An 18,644-nucleotide genomic window follows, 5' to 3' on the forward strand; every position below is an offset into this window, starting at 1 on the left:
CCGCCCGGGCGGTCGCGGGAGCGGGTGCGGGGGTGACCGGCGAGGCGGCCGGGGCCGGGCGGGGAGTGGGCACATGGGGGTACGCGTCCGGCTGGAACCGGTGCTCCTCCACCCACTCCAGCAGTTCCCGCTGCTGCCGGCCCTTGGCGTACGCCGCGAACCGCTCGACCAGCAGAACGCAGGGGAGCGGCTCGCCGGGGCGGGCGTTGAGGGTCGCCGCGTGCAGCACCGCCGACCACGGCTCCTCGCAGTGCTTCGGCAGGGGGTCGGGGCGCCAGCCCAGGGCCTCCTGGAAGATTCCGCGGACGTCGAGCAGGTCCAGCCCGCTGAGCAGGGCCATCAGCCGCTTCCAGCTGTCGGCCGGGAAGAGGGGCACCTCCGCGAGCGCGATGGCGGTGCGGACCTGGGCCATGTGCCGGGTCTCGCCCTCCAGCGTCGACACGACACTGCCCAGCACCTGGATGCCGTCCGGATGCGGCATCACCTCCCTGAGCAGGTGCAGCAGACAGCGGCGCCGGTGGCTGCTCTCCGGCAGGGTGATCCGCACCCCCAGCGCGTGGCCCACCAGACGGGCGCACTCGTGGAGCATCCCCGGCTCCTCGAAGCACGGGAGGGCCTCCAGTGCGTCGAGCAGGATCTTGGGCGGCATCCAGGTCCCTTGAGCGAGTGTCACGGGGCCTCGCCTCCCGTTGCGGATCCGGCAGTCGGCCACAGCTTGTCGAAGAGTTCCAGCGCGGCACGTGCGGGTTCCGACGCGTCGTCCAGCAGCCGCAGGGCGTCGATCAGGGCCTGCCTGCCGTCGCGGTGGTCGGCGCAGGCCTGGACGACGTAGTAGAGCTGGAGGCGGGGGCGGGGGCTGGTGCGGATGGTGCGCCGGATGGGGACCGGCAGCAGCCGGCGCAGTGCCGCCGCGCCGTCGTCCTCGATCTGAGGGACGTTCAGCAGGGCGTCGGCCAGCGCGAACTGGTCTCTGTCGGAGGGGGGCTCCGGTAACCCCGACGGCGCGGGAGGCCGGGGCGGCCCGAGAGCCGGGGCGAGCGCCGGCCACAGCCGGGCCGCCGCCTCCAGCGGAAGCATCCAGGCCACCTTGGCCTGCCGGTCGGTGTAGGCGGCGGTGACCAGCCCGACGACCCGCCCCGCGGCCGGGTCCCACACCCCGGCTCCGCTGAACCCGGGCCCCACCGGCACGCCCGTGGTGCCGATCCCCTCCAGCTGGATCCAGTCCCGGTACGGCCCGCCCCGCCCGGTGAGCCGGGCGTACGACCACAGACCGGCGGGCGCTCCCGCCGGGTGGCCGTACACGCCGACCTCGCGCCGGTCCGGTTCCCCGCACGGGCCGAGCCGCGCGGGCAGGACATCGGCGGGCGGCGACCAGTCCGTGCGCAGAACGGCGAGGTCCCCGTCCGACCCTCCGGCCAGCGGGCCCGGGAACCAGCCGCCGGGCACCACGACCGCCTCGCCCGCCCCGGCGTCCGGTCGTCCGGGAAGGTCGACGAGCACGGGCCGCTGCCCGGGCTCCGCCGTCCCGACGGCCGACGCCACTACATGCGCGCAGGTCAATACCGTGTCCGGAGCCACCAGAACTCCGGCGCCGTGCACCACTTCACGCGTCGACAGAACGCGTACCCGTCCTGACGCCGACACGCCTGTCCCATCCCCGTTGAGCACTGCCCGTCCCTTCCCCCGCGTGTTCCCCCGTGTGCAGCCGTCGCGAGCGACGGTCCCCACCCGGAAACCAGCGTACGAACCGCATGCGCGCGGTACACGCGTCATGCGTATCCCGGAGCTTTACCGGTTGTGCCACCGGCGAATCATCGGTGCGCAGGCGGGCGCGCGGTGACACAGAGGGGCGCACACCCAAGGGCCGTCACCGCGTTCATGCCCGGGGCCGTCCCCCGACGCATCCACAACTCGCCCGTCTGCCGCTGCCGGCCGCTCACCGGAGGCACCGCACCGGGCGGTCACACCGGATGATGCTCACCTGGCGTTCGGGACGGCGGGGCAGGGGCGTATGAGCCGTACAGGCCGTGTGAGTCGTATCAGTCGTATCAGTCATGCAGCTCGTCGTGCGGGGAGGCGCGGGAAGTCCACGGGGGACACCGCCCGGGCGGCGAAGGAGGCGGCCGGCGCCCAGGAGGTCTCGGAGTCGGAACGCCTGCTCTTCGGCGGCCCGCTCCGCTACGACGGGGGCTGGAGCCGGCACGACGGCTCCTTCCTGGAGCTCGGCCTGCGCGCCATGGTCCTGCGGATGCCGCGGCTGATCGGCTCCACGATCCGGCTGGCCCACCGCGCCGACCGGCGGGCGCTGCTCCAGGTCGCCGTGGCGGAGGCCGGCGGCGGCATCGCGCAGGCGGTCGGCCTGGTCGCGGTCAACCGGGTGCTCGCCCAGCTGCTGGAGCAGGGGGAGACCACCGAACGCCTCGTCGCCGCGGCCCCCGCCCTCGTCGCGGTGGCCGTCACCGCCGTCGTCGGCGCGCTGCTGAAGTCGGCCTCCACCGCCGGCACCGGGCGGCTGGAGCCGAAGGTGTTCCGGGTGGCGACGGAGGAGTACCTGGAGCGGGTGGCCCGAGTGGAGCTGGCCGCCGTGGAGGACGAGGAGTTCCACAAGCTGCTGGACTCCGCGCAGTGGGGCGCCGAGTCCGCCCGACGGATGATCAGGTTCTGTGCGTCGGTGGTCACCGCCGCGATCGCGCTGATCGCCGCCGCCGGCGTCCTGACGGCGCTGCACCCGGTGCTGCTGCCCCTGCTGGCGATGATGACGCTGCCGAGCGCCTGGAGCGCGCTGACCATCGCCCGCCGCCGCTACGTCTCCTTCCACACCTGGGTCCAGCACGCCCGGGCCGGTCAGCTGCTGGGGCGGCTGCTCATCGACGTCCAGGCCGCGCCCGAGGTGCGGGTGCACAACATCGGGCCGTTCCTGCTCAAGCACTTCCGCACGATGGCCGAGACCGGCGAACGGGAGCAGACCCGCCTGGCCTCCCTGGCCGCCCGCACCGGTCTGATCGCCTCGGGCTGGACGGGGCTCGCGACCGTCACCACGTACGGGGTGCTCGGTGTGCTGCTGTGGACCGGTGCCATGGACCTGGCCGTCGCCGGCACCGCCGTCATCGCCATCCGCACCGGCTCCGCCAACCTCGAGTCCCTGGTCGTCCAGCTCAACTACCTCTACGAGGAAAGCCTGTTCGTCGCCGACCTCGACCGGCTGTGCCGGGAGGCCGACCGCCGTCTCATCCCGGCCACCGGCCGTCCCCTGCCCCGGAGGATCGACGCCGTCCGCTTCGAGAACGTCACCTTCACCTACCCGGGCACGGTCGACGGCCGCCCCGCCCTGAAGGACGTGAGCATCACCATCCCCACGGGGAGGATCGTCGCCCTGGTGGGCAGCAACGGCAGCGGCAAGAGCACGCTCGCCAAGCTCCTGTGCGGCCTGTACGCCCCGGACGCCGGCCGGATCCTCTGGGGCGACGTGGACGCCGCCGAAGCGGACCGCGCCGACCTCTTCGACCGCGTCGCCGTCGTGGCCCAGGACTTCTACCGCTGGCCCTTCACCGCCCGTGTCAACATCGCGATCGGCCGCCCCGAGGCCCCGTACGACGACGACCTGCTGCACGCCGCCGCCGCGTACGCCGGTGCCGACGACACCGTCGCCTCCCTGCCCCGCGGCTGGGACACCCTGCTCGCCCGCGGCTACAAGGGCGGCCACCAGATCTCCGGCGGCCAGTGGCAGCGCCTGGGCATCGCCCGCGCCCGCCACCGTGCCGCGCGGATCCTCGTCGTCGACGAACCCACCAGCGCCCTCGACGCCGAGGCCGAGCAGCAGGTCTTCGACCGGATCCGCGACCTCGCCGCCGAGGGCCAGACGATCGTCCTGATCACCCACCGGCTGCACAGCGTCCGCCACGCCGACACGATCTACGTCCTCGAACACGGGCGGGTCGTCGAACAGGGCACGTTCGACGAGCTGATGCGGCCGGACACGGACGGCCCCGGCCTCTTCCGCCGCATGTACCTCGTCCAGTCCGAGCAGTACCGGCTCGACGGCTCCGCGGCCCTGCCCGCCCCGCAGGACGACAGGACCGCGGAGCCGCAGCCGTAGGGCCCGGCAAAGCCGCAGCCGCAAGGTCCGTCCGGCGTCCGCCGGAAGCCGGACCTCGCACTCGTCAACGTCCTTGTGCGCAAGGAGAGTTGACCTGACTCTGTGGTCCGCCGGGACGGTGACGGGGTTTCCCGCCGAGCCGCCCGCGCCGGCGGCGGCGCCCGCGCCGAGGGCTACAGATACGGGCGGGTGATGAGCTCGATCGCGTGGCCGGCGGGGTCCTTGAAGTACACCCCCCGACCGCCGTGCTCGTGGTTGATCTCGCCCGGGCGGCGCATCTGCGGATCGGCCCAGTGCTCGATGCCGCGCTCGCACAGCCGCCGGTACGCCCGGTCGAACAGCTCGTCGTCGACCAGGAACGCGTAGTGCTGCATCTGGATCTCCACCGGCGGCTCGGCGAACTGGAGCAGCACGCCGTCGGAGAGCTGGACGTTGGTGAACAGGCCCCAGGACGGAGCCTCCGGAAGCTCCAGGAGCTCCCGGTAGAACCGGGCCGACTCGTCGCGGTCCTTGGCGGCGATGATGGTGTGGTTGAACGTGACTGTCATGCAGCTGACCTCGCTCGGTGCTCGACACGAAAAGGACGCGGAAAAGGGACTCGTCGTGCACGAGCAACGGGAGGTCCGCGTGCCGTACCGAGGGGGTGCGCTCTGCGCACCCGCTGTGCGGTCAGCTCTCCACCGGACAGCCAATCCGTGTGTGGCGCAGCGCCGGTCCGGTGTTCACGCCGGAGACATTACGTGGCCTTGGCGGCTGTGCCAAGAGGTTGCCAAGAGGTACGGAAGGAAGCCCCTTTCACGGACGTGCACGGACCTGCACGCACGTTCACGGACGGAGAGCGGGCGCCGGAAGGCGGTCTTCGGAGACGACGGAGGGCGGGACCTGGAGGTCCCGCCCTCGTTCGTCGAGCGTGGGTGCGGCTCAGGGCCACACCAGGCAGTACGGCTGGTGTCCCGCCGCGTGCAGCCGCTGCGAGAAGTCCTGCCACTCGTGCAGCAGCTGGTACACGTTGAACGCGTCCCGGGGACCGCCGCGGTCCGGGACCGTGGACCAGATGAAGGCAGCCGCGCCGACCGCTTCCTCGCCGAGGTCGCGGAGGGGGTCGACCACCGTCATCGGGAGCTTCACGACCGCGTAGTCGGGGTGCAGGACGACCAGCTCCAGGGGCGGCACCTTGTGCAGGGGCACCCCCTCGATGCCGGTCAGCACCATGGCGGCCACCGTCTCCGGCTTGATCTTGGTGAACATGCCGTTCATGCCGAGCTCATCGCCGCCGAGTTCCTCGGGACGCATCGAGAGCGGGACGCGGGCCGCCGTCGCGCCGTCGGGCGCGCCGAAGTACTTGTACGTCACCCCCACCCGACCACCATTCCTGCTCCCTGCTCCCAGACGGTCGACCCCTCGGCTGAGCCGCTCGGGCTCCCTCGGAAGATCCCTTGCCTGACGTGCCTCGGCCGTTTCGTCAACCTCGCGCCGGTGCCTTCCCCGCCGGGCACGTCGAGGACCCAGGCCGTCAGTCCCCTCGCCCAGTCCGCCACCGCGATGCATATCTCCACCCGACTGCTTTTTCTAGGGCGCGTGTCCCCCGCCGCGCAACCCGATCATCGTGACAGTGACCTCCCCCACGGCCGCCCGCCGAAACGTGCGCCGGGTCATCTGTCCTCAGGAGCTCACGGTCTTCGACACGATCCTTTGCCTCGTCCGTACGGTCCATACGTACGCCAAGCCCAGTTTCGCAGATGAGCGGCCCGGAATCCTCGAATCCGTCGTTCGGAGCACCACGGCGTCGCCGGGCGGGCCGCTCCGGCCCCCAGGTCGCCGATGAGGTCGCCGACGACGCTGGCCTACCCTGAACAGGTCACTGCCCACCGGAATCGGAGAACCCCCGGGAAAGCCCCCGAGAAGTCGGAGAAGTCGCAGGTCATGAGCGAACTGCCATACCCGTATGAAGCCCCCGTCTCGCAGGCGCTGTTCGACCGTGCGGCGGCCGTCACGCCCGGAGGCGTGAACTCGCCGGTGCGTGCCTTCCGTGCCGTGGGCGGCACGCCCCGGTTCATGGTGTCCGGCAGCGGCCCGTATCTGAAGGACGCCGACGGACGGGAGTACGTCGACCTGGTGTGTTCCTGGGGGCCGATGATCCTCGGGCATGCGCACCCCGAGGTGGTCGCCGCCGTGCAGGAGGCGGTGGCGCGCGGTACGTCCTTCGGCACGCCCGGTGAGGGCGAGGTCGCGCTCGCCGAGGAGATGACCAGCCGGGTCGGGCCGCTGGAGCAGGTGCGGCTGGTCTCCAGCGGGACCGAGGCCACCATGTCCGCGATCCGGCTGGCCCGCGGATTCACCCGGCGGTCCAAGGTGATCAAGTTCGCCGGGTGCTACCACGGGCACGTGGACTCGCTGCTCGCCGCCGCCGGGTCCGGTGTCGCCACCTTCGCCCTGCCCGACACCCCGGGCGTGACCGGCGCCCAGGCCGGCGACACGATCGTGCTGCCGTACAACGACCTCGACGCCGTGCGCGCCGCCTTCGCCGCCCACCCGGACGAGATCGCCTGCGTGATCACCGAGGCCTCGCCCGGCAACATGGGGGTCGTTCCTCCGCTGCCCGGGTTCAACCAGGGCCTCAAGGACCTCTGCGCGGCCCATGGCGCCCTCTACATCTCCGACGAGGTCATGACCGGGTTCCGGACCAGCCGCGCCGGGTGGTACGGCATCGACGGGGTCGTGCCCGACCTGATGACCTTCGGCAAGGTGATGGGCGGTGGCTTCCCCGCCGCCGCGTTCGGAGGGCGCGCCGACATCATGGCGCACCTCGCTCCGGCCGGGCCGGTCTACCAGGCCGGCACCCTGTCCGGGAACCCGGTCGCCACCGCCGCCGGACTCGCCCAGCTGCGGCTGCTCGACGAGGCCGCGTACGCCAAGCTGAACGCCGTCTCGCAGCAGCTCCAGGCACTGGTCTCCGAGGCGCTGACCAAGGAGGGCGTGGCGCACACCCTGCAGAACGCCTCCAACATGTTCTCCGTCTTCTTCACGGACCGTCCGGTGCGCAACTACGACGACGCCAAGGCGCAGGAGTCGTACCGCTACACCGCGTTCTTCCACGCGATGCTGGCGAACGGCGTCTATCTGCCGCCCTCGTCCTTCGAGTCCTGGTTCGTCTCCACCGCGCACGACGAGACGGCGCTCGAGCGGATCGCCGACGCCCTTCCGGCGGCGGCCCGGGCGGCTGCGGAGGCCACGGCATGAGCGACCACGCCGAGAAGAAGACCGAGAAGACGGACAAGGCCCAGGAGCCCGGGAAGACCGGGAAGGCCGAGAAGGCCAAGAGGGTCGAGAGGGTCGAGAAGAGCGTCACCGGTGACGACCTCACCGTCGTCCACCTCATGCGGCACGGCGAGGTGCACAACCCGGAGGGGATCCTGTACGGGCGGCTGCCCGGCTACCACCTGTCCGAGCTGGGCCGGAGGATGGCCGAGCGGGTCGCCGATCACCTCGCCTCCCGCGACATCGTCCATGTCGCTGCCTCCCCGCTGGAGCGGGCGCAGGAGACGGCGGCGCCGATCGCCAAGGTGCACGGGCTCGACGTCGCCACGGACGAGCGGCTGATCGAGGCGGCCAACATCTTCGAGGGCAAGACCTTCGGCGTGGGCGACGGCGCGCTGCGCCGGCCCGCCAACTGGAAGTACGTGGTCAATCCGTTCAGGCCGTCCTGGGGCGAGCCGTACATCGACCAGGTGGTGCGCATGATGGCCGCGCTGCACGCGGCGAAGGACAAGGCGCGCGGGCACGAGGCGGTGCTGGTCAGCCACCAGCTGCCGATCTGGATCGTGCGCTCCTACGTCGAGCGGCGCCGGCTGTGGCACGACCCGCGCAAGCGGCAGTGCACGCTCGCCTCGCTGACGTCGTTCACCTTCCGGGGCGACCGGATCATCTCCGTCGGCTACACCGAGCCGGCCCGCGACCTGGTCCCCGCTCATCTCCTCCCGGGAGCCAAGCCGGTGAAGGGGAAGGGCAAGGCGTTCGGCGCGTAGAACGCAGAAGGGCAGAAGAGCAAAAGAGCAAGAGAACCGAGAGAACCAGGAGAACAAGGAAGCGACCGGGGGCGGTGAGCCCCCGGTCGCGTACGTATGCGTTCATGACGTTTGCGCCGGCGCTGGAGCGCGTGAGGCCCGCACGGCCCGGCTCCGGTCCGGTGCGTCGGGGAAACCCGTGCCCTGTCCGGTCAGCGCGGAAGGCCGGTGGGGAGGACCACGCTGACCCGGCGGCCGAGGGGGCTTGGGTGAACCCGGACCTCGCCGGCCAGGAGTCCGACGATGGCGAGCCCCCGGCCGTGCTCGTCGGGATCGTCGTCGTACGGCCGCCGCGACCGGGCCGGGCCACCGGAGTCCGTCACCGAGATCCGCAGGACTTTGGCGTCGAGGGACAGACGCAGGGTCATGTCGCGGCGGCCGTGCACGGCGGCATTGGCGGCGAGTTCACCGATGACGAGTTCGGCGGACGCCAGGTCGGCGGGGTGAAGACGCCAGTGGGCCAGGATCGCCGTGGCGCTGCGGCGTGCCACCGGAACCCAGCGGACCTCGGCGGGCAGCGCCAGGATGGCATGGCGGCCGGGAGCGGGCCGGGCGGCGGGCCGGGTCCGGTCACGGACGAGGCCCGGGCGAGGGCCGACGGGGCCCCGCCGACGTGGGACAGCCCGGCCGGTCACGGCACTCGGCTGCATGGTGTCGTGGAGGGCTGCGGTGCTCATGGTCGTTTCCCAAGGCCGGGGCGGGAGGAGCGCTGCGCTCGGCGGTCCTGTCGTGGGTCCGGGCCGTGAGACCCGGCGGAGCGGCTCGGCCACCGCCTCGCCGGTGCGAGGACCGGTGGAGCCGGGGACCGGGGATGGTCCTGGGCGGTGCTTCTGTGCGGCGTGTCGCCGTCGACGCTACGCGGCGGTGTGACCTTTCGTGACTGGGCAGTGGGGCGGACTGTCCCTCTCCGATCGGAGGGGGCGGCCCCGCCGCGCACGGCGGGGGGCGGGGCCGGACACGCGGATGTCCGGCCCCGCCCGTCACCACCGCCGCCCGCGCCGGTGCCGTGGCCGCCGGGTCATCCGGCCGCCTCGGCCCCCGTCGGCAGCGGCGGCTCCGCCCGTATGCGCTCCCACTCCTCGTCGGTGAACAGCCGGGAGCGGATCAGGAAGCGCACTCCCTCGGGGGCCTCGAGGGAGAAGCCGCTGCCCCGGCCGGGGACCACGTCGACGGTGAGGTGGGTGTGCGACCAGTAGGCGTACTGGTCGGCGCTCATCCAGAACGGCGTGTCGCCGGCCAGACGGCCGAGCAGCACGTCCGAGGCGCCGACGCGGAACTCGCCGCGCGGGTAGCACATGGGCGCGCTGCCGTCGCAGCAGCCGCCGGACTGGTGGAACATCACCGGCCCGTGCCGGGCCACCAGCCGCCGCACCAGGTCCTCGGCGGCCGGTGTCAGCTCGACGCGCCTGGTGCGGGTGCCCATCAGAAGAACCCGAGCTTCTGCTCGGAGTAGCTGACCAGGAGGTTCTTGGTCTGCTGGTAGTGCTCGAGCATCATCTTGTGGGTCTCGCGGCCGATGCCGGAGCGCTTGTAGCCGCCGAAGGCCGCATGGGCCGGGTAGGCGTGGTAGCAGTTGGTCCACACGCGTCCGGCCTTGATCTCGCGGCCGAGGCGGTAGGCGAGGTTGCCGTTGCGGGACCACACGCCGGCTCCGAGGCCGTAGAGGGTGTCGTTGGCGATCTTCACGGCCTCCTCGGGGGAGTCGAAGGTGGTGACCGACACGACCGGGCCGAAGATCTCCTCCTGGAAGATCCGCATGTCGTTGGTGCCCTTGAAGACGGTCGGCTCGATGTAGTAGCCGCCTTCCAGACCGGGGACCGTGCGGGGCCCGCCGCCGGTGAGGAGCTCGGCGCCCTCCTGCTTGCCGATGTCGATGTAGGACAGGATCTTCTCGAACTGGTCGTTGCTGGCCTGTGCGCCGATCATGGTCTGCGGGTCGAGCGGGTTGCCGCCCTTGATGGCCTTGGTGCGCTCCAGGGCACGGGCCATGAACTCGTCGTAGATCGAGGAGGCGATCAGGGCCCGCGACGGACAGGTGCACACCTCGCCCTGGTTCACCGCGAACATCACGAAGCCCTCGACCGCCTTGTCCAGGTAGGCGTCGTCGGCGGCCATGACGTCGTCCAGGAAGATGTTCGGGCTCTTGCCGCCCAGCTCCAGGGTGACCGGGATGATGTTCTCGGACGCGTACTGCATGATCAGCCGGCCCGTGGTGGTCTCACCGGTGAAGGCGATCTTGGCGATGCGCGGGCTGGAGGCGAGCGGCTTGCCGGCCTCCACGCCGAAGCCGTTGACCACGTTGACCACACCCGCCGGGAGCAGGTCGGCGATCAGCTCGATGACCTTCAGCAGACTGACCGGGGTCTGCTCGGCCGGCTTGATGACCACGCAGTTGCCCGCAGCCAGGGCCGGGGCGAGCTTCCAGGCGGCCATGAGGATGGGGAAGTTCCACGGGATGATCTGGCCGACCACGCCCAGCGGCTCGTGGAAGTGGTAGGCGACGGTGTCCTCGTCGATCTCGCCGACGGTGCCCTCCTGGGCGCGCACCGCACCGGCGAAGTAGCGGAAGTGGTCGATGGCGAGCGGGATGTCGACGTTGAGGGTCTCGCGGACGGGCTTGCCGTTCTCCCAGGTCTCGGCCACGGCGAGCTTCTCGAGGTTCTCCTCGAGCCGGTCCGCGATCCGGTTGAGGAGGGCGGCCCGCTCGGCGACGGAGGTGCGGCCCCACTTGTCGGCCGCGGCGTGGGCGGCGTCCAGGGCCAGCTCGATGTCGGCCGCGGTCGAGCGGGCGACCTCGCAGAAGACCTTTCCGTTCACCGGGGAGGGGTTCTCGAAGTACCGGCCCTCCACGGGGGCGACCCAGTCGCCGCCGATGAAGTTGTCGTATCGCGGGGCGAAGCTGACGATGCTGCCGTCCGTTCCCGGCTGCGCGTACACCATGGCGGCTCTCCTCGATGGCGATGGTGAGTGCGGTGGCCACGACGGCCCGTGCCGTCGTGGTGCACCTCACTGTGGGCCTGCGAGGTTGGCGCAAGGTTGGCGCCGCCCGTGCGCCGGTGGAGGCCGAGCCGCACGGGGCGGTGGTCAGTCGCGCAGGGCGGCGGTCAGCCGGCCGGCCGCGATCGCGCGGCGTGCGTCGCCCGGACCGAGCAGGCGCAGCGCGTGCTCGTGCACCTCCGCGTCGTACGGCGCCCGCTCGCCGTAGCGCAGGGCGTGCTCCGGGCGGGTGCTCGTGAGGACCGCCTCCCGGACGGCCACTTCCAGGCGGATGCGCCACTCCCCGATGCCCGGCGCCTCGGACCGGGGGAGCAGCGGACCGCGGTAGAGGCCCAGGGCGGTCTCCGTGTCACCGCGCTCCAGCGCGCGCAGCACGTCGACGGCGTCGCAGGACACGGGTGCGGTGAGCGCGTAGCGGCGGGGGGCGATGCCGCCGCCGAGGGCGCGGCGCAGGTGGGAGATCTCCGCCTTGAAGGTGGAGGCGGTGACGGGCCGGTCCCCGTACAGGGCCTCGCGCAGCCTCTCCGGTGAGAAGCCGTCCGGTTCCAGCGCGAGGAGGGCCAGGATCTCCAGCTGCCGGGGGCGCAGGGCGAGGGGCACGCCCTCGCGCACGGCTCTCTCCTCGCCCAGGCAGGTCAGCCGCACCCGGGGTGCGTTCTTCCGGGGGTGGCGGGGCGGTTCGGCGCGGAGCCTGGCCTCGATGGCGGACACCAGGCCGCGCACGGTGGACATGGCCAGGGGGTTCGAACGGTCCCAGGTGGTGGACAGGTCCAGGACGCCGAGGACGCGTCCGTCGAGGCCGCGGATCGGGGCGCAGTAGCAGACCCAGCCGTGCAGCGCGGTCACCAGGTGTTCGGCCGAGAAGACGGTGCTGGGGCGTCCGGTGCGCAGCGCGAGGGACAGGGCGTTGGTGCCCATGGCCTGCTCGTCCCATCGCCCGCCGGGCGCGAAGTTGACCCGCTCGGCCCGCTTCCGCATGGTCGGGCCGCCGCAGGTCCACAGGATGGTCCCGGACTCGTCGGTGACCGCGGTGACGAATCCCGCGTCGTCGGCGATGCTGCGCAGCTCGTCGGCGAGCTCGCCGACCGGCCGGCGCAGCGGCGAGTCGGCCCAGCGGTGGTGCACCGCGCCCCCCTCGGCGACCGGGGCGCTGTCCCGGGCGGGGTCCACGCTGACCAGCGAGCGCACCCAGGACTCGGCCACCTCGTGGCGCAGCGCTCCGCCGCCGTTCGGCGCCGGACCCGCGGCCTTCAGCCGAGGCACCACACGAGACCACTCGTCCTCCAGCGCGGCCCTGCGGCGCCGGAGATCACTGCGCTGTGACATGTGTGCTTCCCCTGCCATGGAACGGGGACAATCGGTTATTGTCGTCGGGACTACACAACGTGCACCTGCCCGGTCGGGCAGGTCTCCCCGTCCGAATGGACAGGTGCCGCGTCCGGGCTCGCGCGCCTAGCGTGGTCCGCGGTGTGACGGCAGTGTTATCGGCGGATGGCGCAGAAAATCAAGGTTTCGCACGCGTTGCGAGCTTCACTGTCCCTGGAGGTCGCATGTCGCTCGTGTCCGGCGTCATGATGACCAGCGGTAATGAATCGAGTGTCGACTGGGGCCGCGACGCGTACCAGTGCGAGCTGCTGGGGCCGCAGAAGACCGGGACCGACGCCGTCCGCCGGTCCGCGCGGCTGGCCAAGTTCCATGTGCCCGAGGTCGTTTTCGGGCCCGGTTCGCTGGCCGAGATCGGTCACTGTGCGCTGCGGCTGGGCGGCCGCCGGCCGTTCCTCGTCACCGATCCGGGGCTGATCGAGGCGGGGTGGGTGGACGAGGCGGTCGGCCATCTGCGCAGGGTCGGGCTGCGGCCCGTCCTGTGGTACGACGTGACGCCCAACCCCAAGGACCACGAGGTCGAGGCCGGTTTCCAGCAGTACGCGGCCAGCGGCTGCGACGTGATCGTGGGGCTGGGCGGCGGCTCCGTCATCGACGCGGCCAAGGGGGTGGCGATCCTGTCGAGCAACGGCGGGCGCATCCTCGACTACGGGGGTGTGGACCGGGTCGGCCTGCCGATCCCGCCCACCGTGATGGTGCCCTCCACGTCGGGCACCGGGGCGGACGTGTCGCAGTTCGCCGTCATCACCGACACCACCGAGCACGTCAAGGTCACCATCGTGAGCCGCACGCTGGTGCCGGAGATCTCGGTGATTGACCCGCGTCTGCTGACCACCATGCCGGACTGGCTCAACGCGGCGACCGGTCTGGACGCCCTGACGCACGCCATCGAGGCGTTCGTGTCCCGGGCGCACAGCCCGCTCACGGACAGCCACGCGCTCCACGCGGTCGAGCTGATCACCGGCAATCTGGTGCGCACCCAGGTGCGGCCGAAGGACTTCACCGCCCGGCTCGCCATGGCCCAGGCCTCCCTGGAGGCCGGCATGGCCTTCACCAACGCGATCCTCGGTGCGACGCACGCCATGAGCCACCAGGTCGGCGGCCTGCTCGACGCCCCGCACGGCGTTGTCAACGGCGTGCTCCTGCCGCATGTCATCCGGTTCAACGCCGAGGCGTGGCCGGAACGGTTCGTCGCGCTCGGCGCGGCCGCCGGCATCCCGACCGACGGCGTGCCGCCCCAGGAGGTGGCCGCGCAGCTCGCGGAACTGGTGCGCGGGCTGGCGGACGACGTCGGCGTCCCGAAGGGCCTGGCCAGCCTCGGCGTCGCGGAGTCGGACGTGCCCGTGCTGGCCCGCACCACGCTGAAGGACGCCTGCATGGCCACCAACCCCAGGGACGTCGACGTACGGGACGTCGAGACACTGTTCCGCGCGGCGCTGTGAGGCGGTACCGGTGAGCGTTCCCGAACAGTCCGCGCAGGCTGCCGACCTGGGAGTGCTCACGGGACTGCGCTCGGGCAAACGCTCGTACTACCCGGCGTACGTCCGCTCCACCGAGCGGCTGGAGCGGACCGTGGAGGCACTCGACGGGATCTCCCGCGCCCTGGTGCGCACGGCGGAGGGGCCGCGCGCCCTGGTCGAGACGGTCGTGCGCACCGCCGCCGAGCATCTGCAGGCGCGCTGGCTGCTGCTGGCCGTGGCGGACGGAGCGCTGCGCGCCGCCCGGCCGCGGTTCCTGCTGTACGCCGACGACGTGCTGATCGACGACGAGACCCGGGTGCCGGCCGAGGCGCGGGAGCACCTGCACGTGCTGCGCACCCGGCCGTGGGAGGCCGAGACGCCGGGCGACGGGGCGGGATGGGTGCGCGCCCCGATGACTCTGGACGGCGAACCGGTCGGCGGGATCGCGGCACAGCCCGGCGCCGGTGTCGAGGTGGCCGACACCGACCTGGCGATTCTCAGGGTCCTGGCCAACCAGGCCGCCGTCGCCGTGCACAACACGTTCCTCTTCCACGCGGCGGCCACCTTGCGCGGACGGACGGAAGAGCTGTCCGAGGCGGCCGAGCAGCAGGCCCGCGATCTGGCGGCGCGCAACGCCGAGCTGGCCGAGACCCAGGCCCGGCTGCTCGGCGCGCTGCAGCGGCAGGCACTGGACGACGAGCGGCGCCGCATCGCGCGCGAACTGCACGACAGCGTCACGCAGTACGTGCTCAGCGCGGGCATGACCGTCGAGGTGTGCCGGGCGGAGCTGGAGGCGCTCGGCGGGCGGGCCAAGGAGATCGCCGAGCGGCTGGCCGACGCCAAGGACCTCAACCGGCAGGCCGTGGAGCGGCTGCGCGCCGCGATCTACGCACTCCACCGCACCTCACAGGAGCCCGCGGGGCCTCTCCCCGTGATGCTGCAGCGGCTGTCCACGGTGCATCTGACCACGGACCTCGACGTGCGGGTGCGGGTGGAGGGCAGCCCGCTGCCGCTGCCGCCCGAGGCCGAGCAGTCGCTCCTCCGGCTGACCGGGGAGGCCCTGTTCAACTCCGCCACGCACGGCAAGGCCGGCCGGGCGCTGGTCAGGCTGCGGTATCTGCCCGAGTCCGTCGTGCTGACCGTCTCCGACGACGGCGGCGGCGACCCGGCCCAGCTGCGCCGCGCCCTGCGGCTGTCCCGGGCCACCGATCTGTCGGGGCGCCACCGGGGGCTGGCCAACATGGTCACCAGGGCGGAGGAGCTGGGCGGCAGACTGTCCATCCGCCGGTCGGGAATGGGGGGCGTCCTGCTGCGGGTCGACGTCCCGCTGCCGGTGCCCGGAGATCAAGCCGGAGATCAAGGAGGCAGCCGATGACGACTGAGCGGCAGACGACGGCCCCCACGGCGGCCCAGCGGATCGTCCTGGTCGACGACCACGCGATCGTCCGGCACGGGCTGCGCTCGATCCTGGAGCGGGAGAGCGACCTGGAGGTGGTCGGGGAGGCCAGCACGGCCGCCGAGGCGGCCGCCGTCGTGGAGCGGACGCACCCGTCGATCGTGCTGCTGGACCTCAAGCTGTCGACGGGAGCCGACACCGAGGGCCTGGAGCTGTGCGCGAGGCTGACCGAGCGTCACCCGGGACTCGCCGTGCTGGTGCTCACCACGTTCCTCGACGACTCCCTGGTGGTGGAGGCGATCCGGCACGGCGCGCGCGGCTATGTCGTCAAGGACGTGGACACCACCGAGCTGCTGCGCTCGATCCGCGCGGTGGCCCGCAACGAGAGCGCCTTCGACTCGCACGCGGCCGCGGCGATGGTGCGCTCCATGCGTGTGCAGCCCGAGCAGCCCAGATTCACCGAACGTGAGGTGAGGGTCCTGAAGCTGCTCGCCCGCGGACTGAGCAACCGGGACATCGGGGCCGAACTGTACATCTCGGAGACGACGGTGAAGTTCCACGTCCGCAACATCATGCGCAAGATGGACGTGGGCAGCAGGGCGGAAGTCGTGTACGAGGCGAGCAAGATGGGCGTGATCTGACGGCGCGAAAGGCCGGAGGGCCGGAGGGCCGAAACCGGCGGCGACCGGTCCCGGCCCTCGCGGCTGGTGCCGGACCGGCCGCCCGCGGCGGGAGAGCCGGGCGGCGGTCCGCGCCCCGCGACCGGGGCGGCCGGGGGATCAGCCCTGCTCGATGACCAGCCAGCCGCCGTGGTGCGAGGCGACGGAGAACCGGCGGCCGGTGCGGCGGCCCAGTTCGGTGAGCTGGTCCTGGTCGAAGCACCGCACATGCCCGTACGCCGCGGTCGGCTCGTCCTCGTACGGCACGGCCACGACGACCCGCCCGCGGGCCAGCCGCAGCGCCTCCTGCACGACGGCGTCGCCGTGCCGGGCATCGAGGTGCTCCAGCACATGGATGACGGTGACGGTGTCCACCGAGCGGGACGGCAGAGGCACCCGTGCCGCGTCGCAGGTCAGCGTGGAGAGCCGCAGGCCCGTCGACCGGGCCACGGCATCCAGCAGCCGCATGGTCCCCCCGGCGAGGTCCGAGGCGGTCACCGTGTACCCCTGCCGCTCGGCGAACAGCAGGGGCAGGAAACCGAAGCAGGAGCCGAGATCCAGCACACTGCCCGCGGGGACCAGGTCCAGGACGCGCCGGTACACCGGCGCGAACCCGGCGATCGACGAGTGCCCGGCCGGTTCGGGGGTGTGCCAGAACTGCCGGATACGGGCGAGGGTGTTGCCGTAGAACGTGGTCCAGGCGGGCAGCGGTCCGTCCACGCAGGAGCGCACCACCCCGGTGAAGACGCGCTCGAAGACATCGCTGCCGGACAGCCAACCGGGGGCGAACAGCTCCTCGGCGAGCAGCCCGGCCAGGTCGTTGTCGAGCCTCTCGGGAGGGATCGAGTGGCCGAGTTCGACGCGGCGGCCGCGGCGGCGCAGGGTGAAGTGCTCGGTACGGACGATGGGGTGGGGCACCGGGCCGTTCGTCCCGTCCGTACGGCTGTCGCGGACCACCCGGACCAGATGATCGGTGTACTGGCCCGCCGGATGCGGAGCCAGGGGATCGATACGACGTGCCGCGGCGGCGATGCGGAGGCTGGGAACGCTCATCGTCCGGTTGCCTCCCTCGCCATCCGGTGGGCCGTGCGCTGGAGGCCGGCGAGGTCGGAGACCACCTGGACACGGCCGCAGTACTCCGCGTAGCGGGGCAGGTCGCAGGAGCCGAGACCCCAGGAGTAACGGGGTTCGGGGGTCAGCCAGATGGTCCGGCGCACCCGGCGCGTGATCTCCTCGAACACCTCGGTCCTCGGGTCGTTGCCGTTGCCGCGGCCGTCGCCCAGCACCAGCAGGGTCGTCCGCCGGCCCAGCGCGGGGGCGTGCTCGGCCAGCAGCAGCTCGAAGGTGCGGCCGTAGTCGGAGGTCGCGTCCACGTCGAGCAGCCCGCCGGCGGGCAGACCGTCGAAGACCAGCCCGAGCGCCCGCTCCAGCGGGTGCTCGGCGAACAGTTCGGTGATCTCGGTGGGCTCGTCGACGAAGGCGTAGCTGCGGACCTGCCCGAACAGGGACTGCAGGCCGTGCACCAGGTGCAGGGTGAAGCGCGCGGTGGCCCGCACGGACAGCGAGACGTCCGTCAGGACCACCAGACGGGGCCTGTCCTCGGCGCGGGTGACGGTGACCGGCCGGAAGGGCACGCCGTCGTAGCGCATGTTCCGGCGCATGGTGCGGCCAGGGTGGATACGGCCGTGCGGGGTGTCGCGTTTCCGGCTCGTGAGGGCGCCGTGCAAAGAGCGGCCGATCCGGCGCAGCGCCTCCTCCAGCTGGGCGCGTTCGTCCTCGTCGACCGTCTCGAGGCGGGCGCGTTCGGCGATCCGGGAGGACTCCACGGCCACCGACTGGAGCTCGGCCAGCCGGTCCAGATGGCGTTTCAGCAGCTCGGGCAGGTTCTCGATGACGCCGGCCAGCTGCCGTCGCAGCGCGCCGAGCTCCTGCTCGTCGAGGTCGTCGGTGTCGTCCGCGAGCCAGCCGAGCAGGGCGTCCTGCTGGGCGACGGTCAGGGCCGTGTCGATCGGCTGCCCGGCCGCCGCCGCGAGCCGGCCCGGGACGCCGGCGCCGTGCAGCCGCTCGGTCTCCAGCTGGACGGAGGGGGCGGTGCTCGGGCCGTCGGCCGCGCCGTCCTTGGACAGGACGATCTCGTCGGTCATCGAGGCCAGGTCGAGCTTGTTGGCCTCCTGGTGGAGGTTGTACCGCTGGGCCAGGTCCTGCTGGTCGAAGAAGTCCCGGATGTCGGACGGCTTGCCGTGGCTGTGCCCCTGCTGGGGCGTCTCGGACGGCTCGTCGGAGACGGTGAAGGACTCCAGCTCCCCGGTGTCGGTCAGGTCGTCGTGCTCATGGCCGTGGCCGTGGCCGCCGGACTCGCCGCTCACCGGGCGGAGCGAGAAGAACGCGGTGAACAGGTCGTCGAACAGTGCGTGGTCACGCCGGTCCTTCACCAGCGTCATGCGCAGCGCCTCCCGCAGCGTCTCCCGCCCGCCGAGCACGCCGGGCTGGGCCGCCCCGCGCATGGCGTCCACCGCCTCCGACACGGAGACCCGCAGCCCGAACAGCCGCAGCAGACGGACGAATCGGTGCACACCCGCTTCCATGCCC

The 18,644-nt window shown here is 72.3% G+C and carries 16 protein-coding genes; 6 read left to right on the forward strand and 10 right to left on the reverse strand.

Features of this window, described 5'->3' with window-relative positions:
• Both CCN35_RS07110 and CCN35_RS07115 read right to left on the reverse strand, forming a co-directional pair.
• On the reverse strand, positions 1-673 hold a 673-nt coding region (locus tag CCN35_RS07110), incomplete at its 3' end, for an effector-associated domain 2-containing protein (protein ID WP_143631408.1).
• Positions 670-1,668 (reverse strand): trypsin-like peptidase domain-containing protein, encoded by a 999-nt coding sequence (locus CCN35_RS07115; protein WP_342748576.1) that lies wholly within the window; start codon positions 1,666-1,668, stop codon positions 670-672. The genes CCN35_RS07110 and CCN35_RS07115, both read right to left, overlap by 4 nt.
• 568 nt (positions 1,669-2,236) lie before the next feature.
• Here CCN35_RS07115 and CCN35_RS07120 point away from each other — a divergent pair.
• The gene (locus CCN35_RS07120; RefSeq protein ID WP_086791899.1) at positions 2,237-4,096 is read left to right on the forward strand and encodes an ABC transporter ATP-binding protein; all 1,860 of its coding nucleotides are present in this window, start codon (positions 2,237-2,239) and stop codon (positions 4,094-4,096) included.
• 173 nt (positions 4,097-4,269) lie between these two features.
• Here CCN35_RS07120 and CCN35_RS07125 read toward each other — a convergent pair whose 3' ends face one another.
• Together CCN35_RS07125 and CCN35_RS07130 are read right to left on the reverse strand one after the other, a co-directional pair.
• Positions 4,270-4,644 carry a VOC family protein gene (locus tag CCN35_RS07125; RefSeq protein WP_067395213.1) on the reverse strand — a complete coding sequence of 125 codons (375 nt, stop codon included), beginning with the start codon at positions 4,642-4,644 and terminating at the stop codon, positions 4,270-4,272.
• A 373-nt stretch (positions 4,645-5,017) separates the two neighbouring features.
• Positions 5,018-5,644: a hypothetical protein gene (locus tag CCN35_RS07130; protein ID WP_086791891.1), complete on the reverse strand. Its 627-nt coding sequence runs from the start codon at positions 5,642-5,644 to the stop codon at positions 5,018-5,020.
• Positions 5,645-6,019: 375 nt separating this feature from the next.
• Here CCN35_RS07130 and hemL point away from each other — a divergent pair, with 375 nt between their 5' ends.
• Together hemL and CCN35_RS07145 are read left to right on the forward strand one after the other, a co-directional pair.
• Positions 6,020-7,336 (forward strand): glutamate-1-semialdehyde 2,1-aminomutase, encoded by a 1,317-nt coding sequence (gene hemL / locus CCN35_RS07140; RefSeq protein WP_067395222.1) that lies wholly within the window; start codon positions 6,020-6,022, stop codon positions 7,334-7,336.
• Positions 7,337-7,473: 137 nt separating this feature from the next.
• Positions 7,474-8,121: a histidine phosphatase family protein gene (locus CCN35_RS07145; RefSeq protein ID WP_067395448.1), complete on the forward strand. Its 648-nt coding sequence runs from the start codon at positions 7,474-7,476 to the stop codon at positions 8,119-8,121.
• Between the two features lie 191 nt (positions 8,122-8,312).
• Here the strand turns inward: CCN35_RS07145 and CCN35_RS07150 are convergent, their stop codons facing one another.
• The 4 genes from CCN35_RS07150 to CCN35_RS07165 all read right to left on the reverse strand — a co-directional run bounded on the left by CCN35_RS07150 (position 8,313) and on the right by CCN35_RS07165 (position 12,483).
• A complete protein-coding gene (locus CCN35_RS07150) occupies positions 8,313-8,837 on the reverse strand; it encodes an ATP-binding protein (RefSeq protein ID WP_245863059.1) in 525 nt (174 codons plus the stop codon).
• Between the two features lie 341 nt (positions 8,838-9,178).
• Entirely contained in the window at positions 9,179-9,583 is a 405-nt protein-coding gene (locus CCN35_RS07155; protein ID WP_067395224.1) for a DUF779 domain-containing protein, read from the reverse strand.
• Entirely contained in the window at positions 9,583-11,100 is a 1,518-nt protein-coding gene (adh, locus tag CCN35_RS07160) for an aldehyde dehydrogenase (RefSeq protein ID WP_067395227.1), read from the reverse strand. Before adh ends, CCN35_RS07155 begins: the two co-directional genes overlap by 1 nt.
• A 144-nt stretch (positions 11,101-11,244) precedes the next feature.
• Positions 11,245-12,483 carry a GAF domain-containing protein gene (locus tag CCN35_RS07165; protein ID WP_067395229.1) on the reverse strand — a complete coding sequence of 413 codons (1,239 nt, stop codon included), beginning with the start codon at positions 12,481-12,483 and terminating at the stop codon, positions 11,245-11,247.
• Positions 12,484-12,707: 224 nt separating this feature from the next.
• On the opposite strand from CCN35_RS07165, the gene CCN35_RS07170 reads away from it, so the two are divergent.
• From CCN35_RS07170 to CCN35_RS07180, 3 genes are read left to right on the forward strand one after another with little or no spacing between them, the layout of a single operon-like run.
• Positions 12,708-13,982, forward strand: a complete 1,275-nt coding sequence (locus tag CCN35_RS07170) for an iron-containing alcohol dehydrogenase (protein WP_067395232.1) — start codon at positions 12,708-12,710, stop codon at positions 13,980-13,982.
• A 10-nt stretch (positions 13,983-13,992) separates the two neighbouring features.
• Positions 13,993-15,375 (forward strand): MadS family sensor histidine kinase, encoded by a 1,383-nt coding sequence (locus CCN35_RS07175; protein ID WP_067395235.1) that lies wholly within the window; start codon positions 13,993-13,995, stop codon positions 15,373-15,375.
• Positions 15,372-16,037 (forward strand): MadR family response regulator transcription factor, encoded by a 666-nt coding sequence (locus tag CCN35_RS07180; protein WP_067395238.1) that lies wholly within the window; start codon positions 15,372-15,374, stop codon positions 16,035-16,037. Before CCN35_RS07175 ends, CCN35_RS07180 begins: the two co-directional genes overlap by 4 nt.
• A gap of 138 nt (positions 16,038-16,175) precedes the next feature.
• On the opposite strand, the gene mftM is transcribed toward CCN35_RS07180, so the two are convergent.
• Together mftM and CCN35_RS07190 are read right to left on the reverse strand one after the other, a co-directional pair.
• Positions 16,176-17,108, reverse strand: a complete 933-nt coding sequence (gene mftM, locus CCN35_RS07185; RefSeq protein WP_067395241.1) for a mycofactocin oligosaccharide methyltransferase MftM — start codon at positions 17,106-17,108, stop codon at positions 16,176-16,178.
• Positions 17,105-18,640 carry a VWA domain-containing protein gene (locus CCN35_RS07190; RefSeq protein ID WP_067395244.1) on the reverse strand — a complete coding sequence of 512 codons (1,536 nt, stop codon included), beginning with the start codon at positions 18,638-18,640 and terminating at the stop codon, positions 17,105-17,107. Before CCN35_RS07190 ends, mftM begins: the two co-directional genes overlap by 4 nt.
• Positions 18,641-18,644 lie beyond the last annotated feature (4 nt).

Source organism: Streptomyces thermovulgaris, from assembly GCF_002155915.1.
Taxonomy (GTDB): Bacteria; Actinomycetota; Actinomycetes; order Streptomycetales; family Streptomycetaceae; genus Streptomyces; species Streptomyces thermovulgaris.

Coding starts and splice junctions, on each gene's coding strand:
- CCN35_RS07120 (WP_086791899.1), top strand. CDS start 2,237: ATGGTCCTGCGGATGCCGCGGCTGATCGGCTCCACGATCCGGCTGGCC.
- CCN35_RS07125 (WP_067395213.1), bottom strand. CDS start 4,644: ATGACAGTCACGTTCAACCACACCATCATCGCCGCCAAGGACCGCGAC.
- CCN35_RS07130 (WP_086791891.1), bottom strand. CDS start 5,644: ATGCATCGCGGTGGCGGACTGGGCGAGGGGACTGACGGCCTGGGTCCT.
- hemL (WP_067395222.1), top strand. CDS start 6,020: ATGAGCGAACTGCCATACCCGTATGAAGCCCCCGTCTCGCAGGCGCTG.
- CCN35_RS07145 (WP_067395448.1), top strand. CDS start 7,474: ATGCGGCACGGCGAGGTGCACAACCCGGAGGGGATCCTGTACGGGCGG.
- CCN35_RS07150 (WP_245863059.1), bottom strand. CDS start 8,837: ATGAGCACCGCAGCCCTCCACGACACCATGCAGCCGAGTGCCGTGACC.
- CCN35_RS07155 (WP_067395224.1), bottom strand. CDS start 9,583: ATGGGCACCCGCACCAGGCGCGTCGAGCTGACACCGGCCGCCGAGGAC.
- adh (WP_067395227.1), bottom strand. CDS start 11,100: ATGGTGTACGCGCAGCCGGGAACGGACGGCAGCATCGTCAGCTTCGCC.
- CCN35_RS07165 (WP_067395229.1), bottom strand. CDS start 12,483: ATGTCACAGCGCAGTGATCTCCGGCGCCGCAGGGCCGCGCTGGAGGAC.
- CCN35_RS07170 (WP_067395232.1), top strand. CDS start 12,708: ATGTCGCTCGTGTCCGGCGTCATGATGACCAGCGGTAATGAATCGAGT.
- CCN35_RS07180 (WP_067395238.1), top strand. CDS start 15,372: ATGACGACTGAGCGGCAGACGACGGCCCCCACGGCGGCCCAGCGGATC.
- mftM (WP_067395241.1), bottom strand. CDS start 17,108: ATGAGCGTTCCCAGCCTCCGCATCGCCGCCGCGGCACGTCGTATCGAT.
- CCN35_RS07190 (WP_067395244.1), bottom strand. CDS start 18,640: ATGGAAGCGGGTGTGCACCGATTCGTCCGTCTGCTGCGGCTGTTCGGG.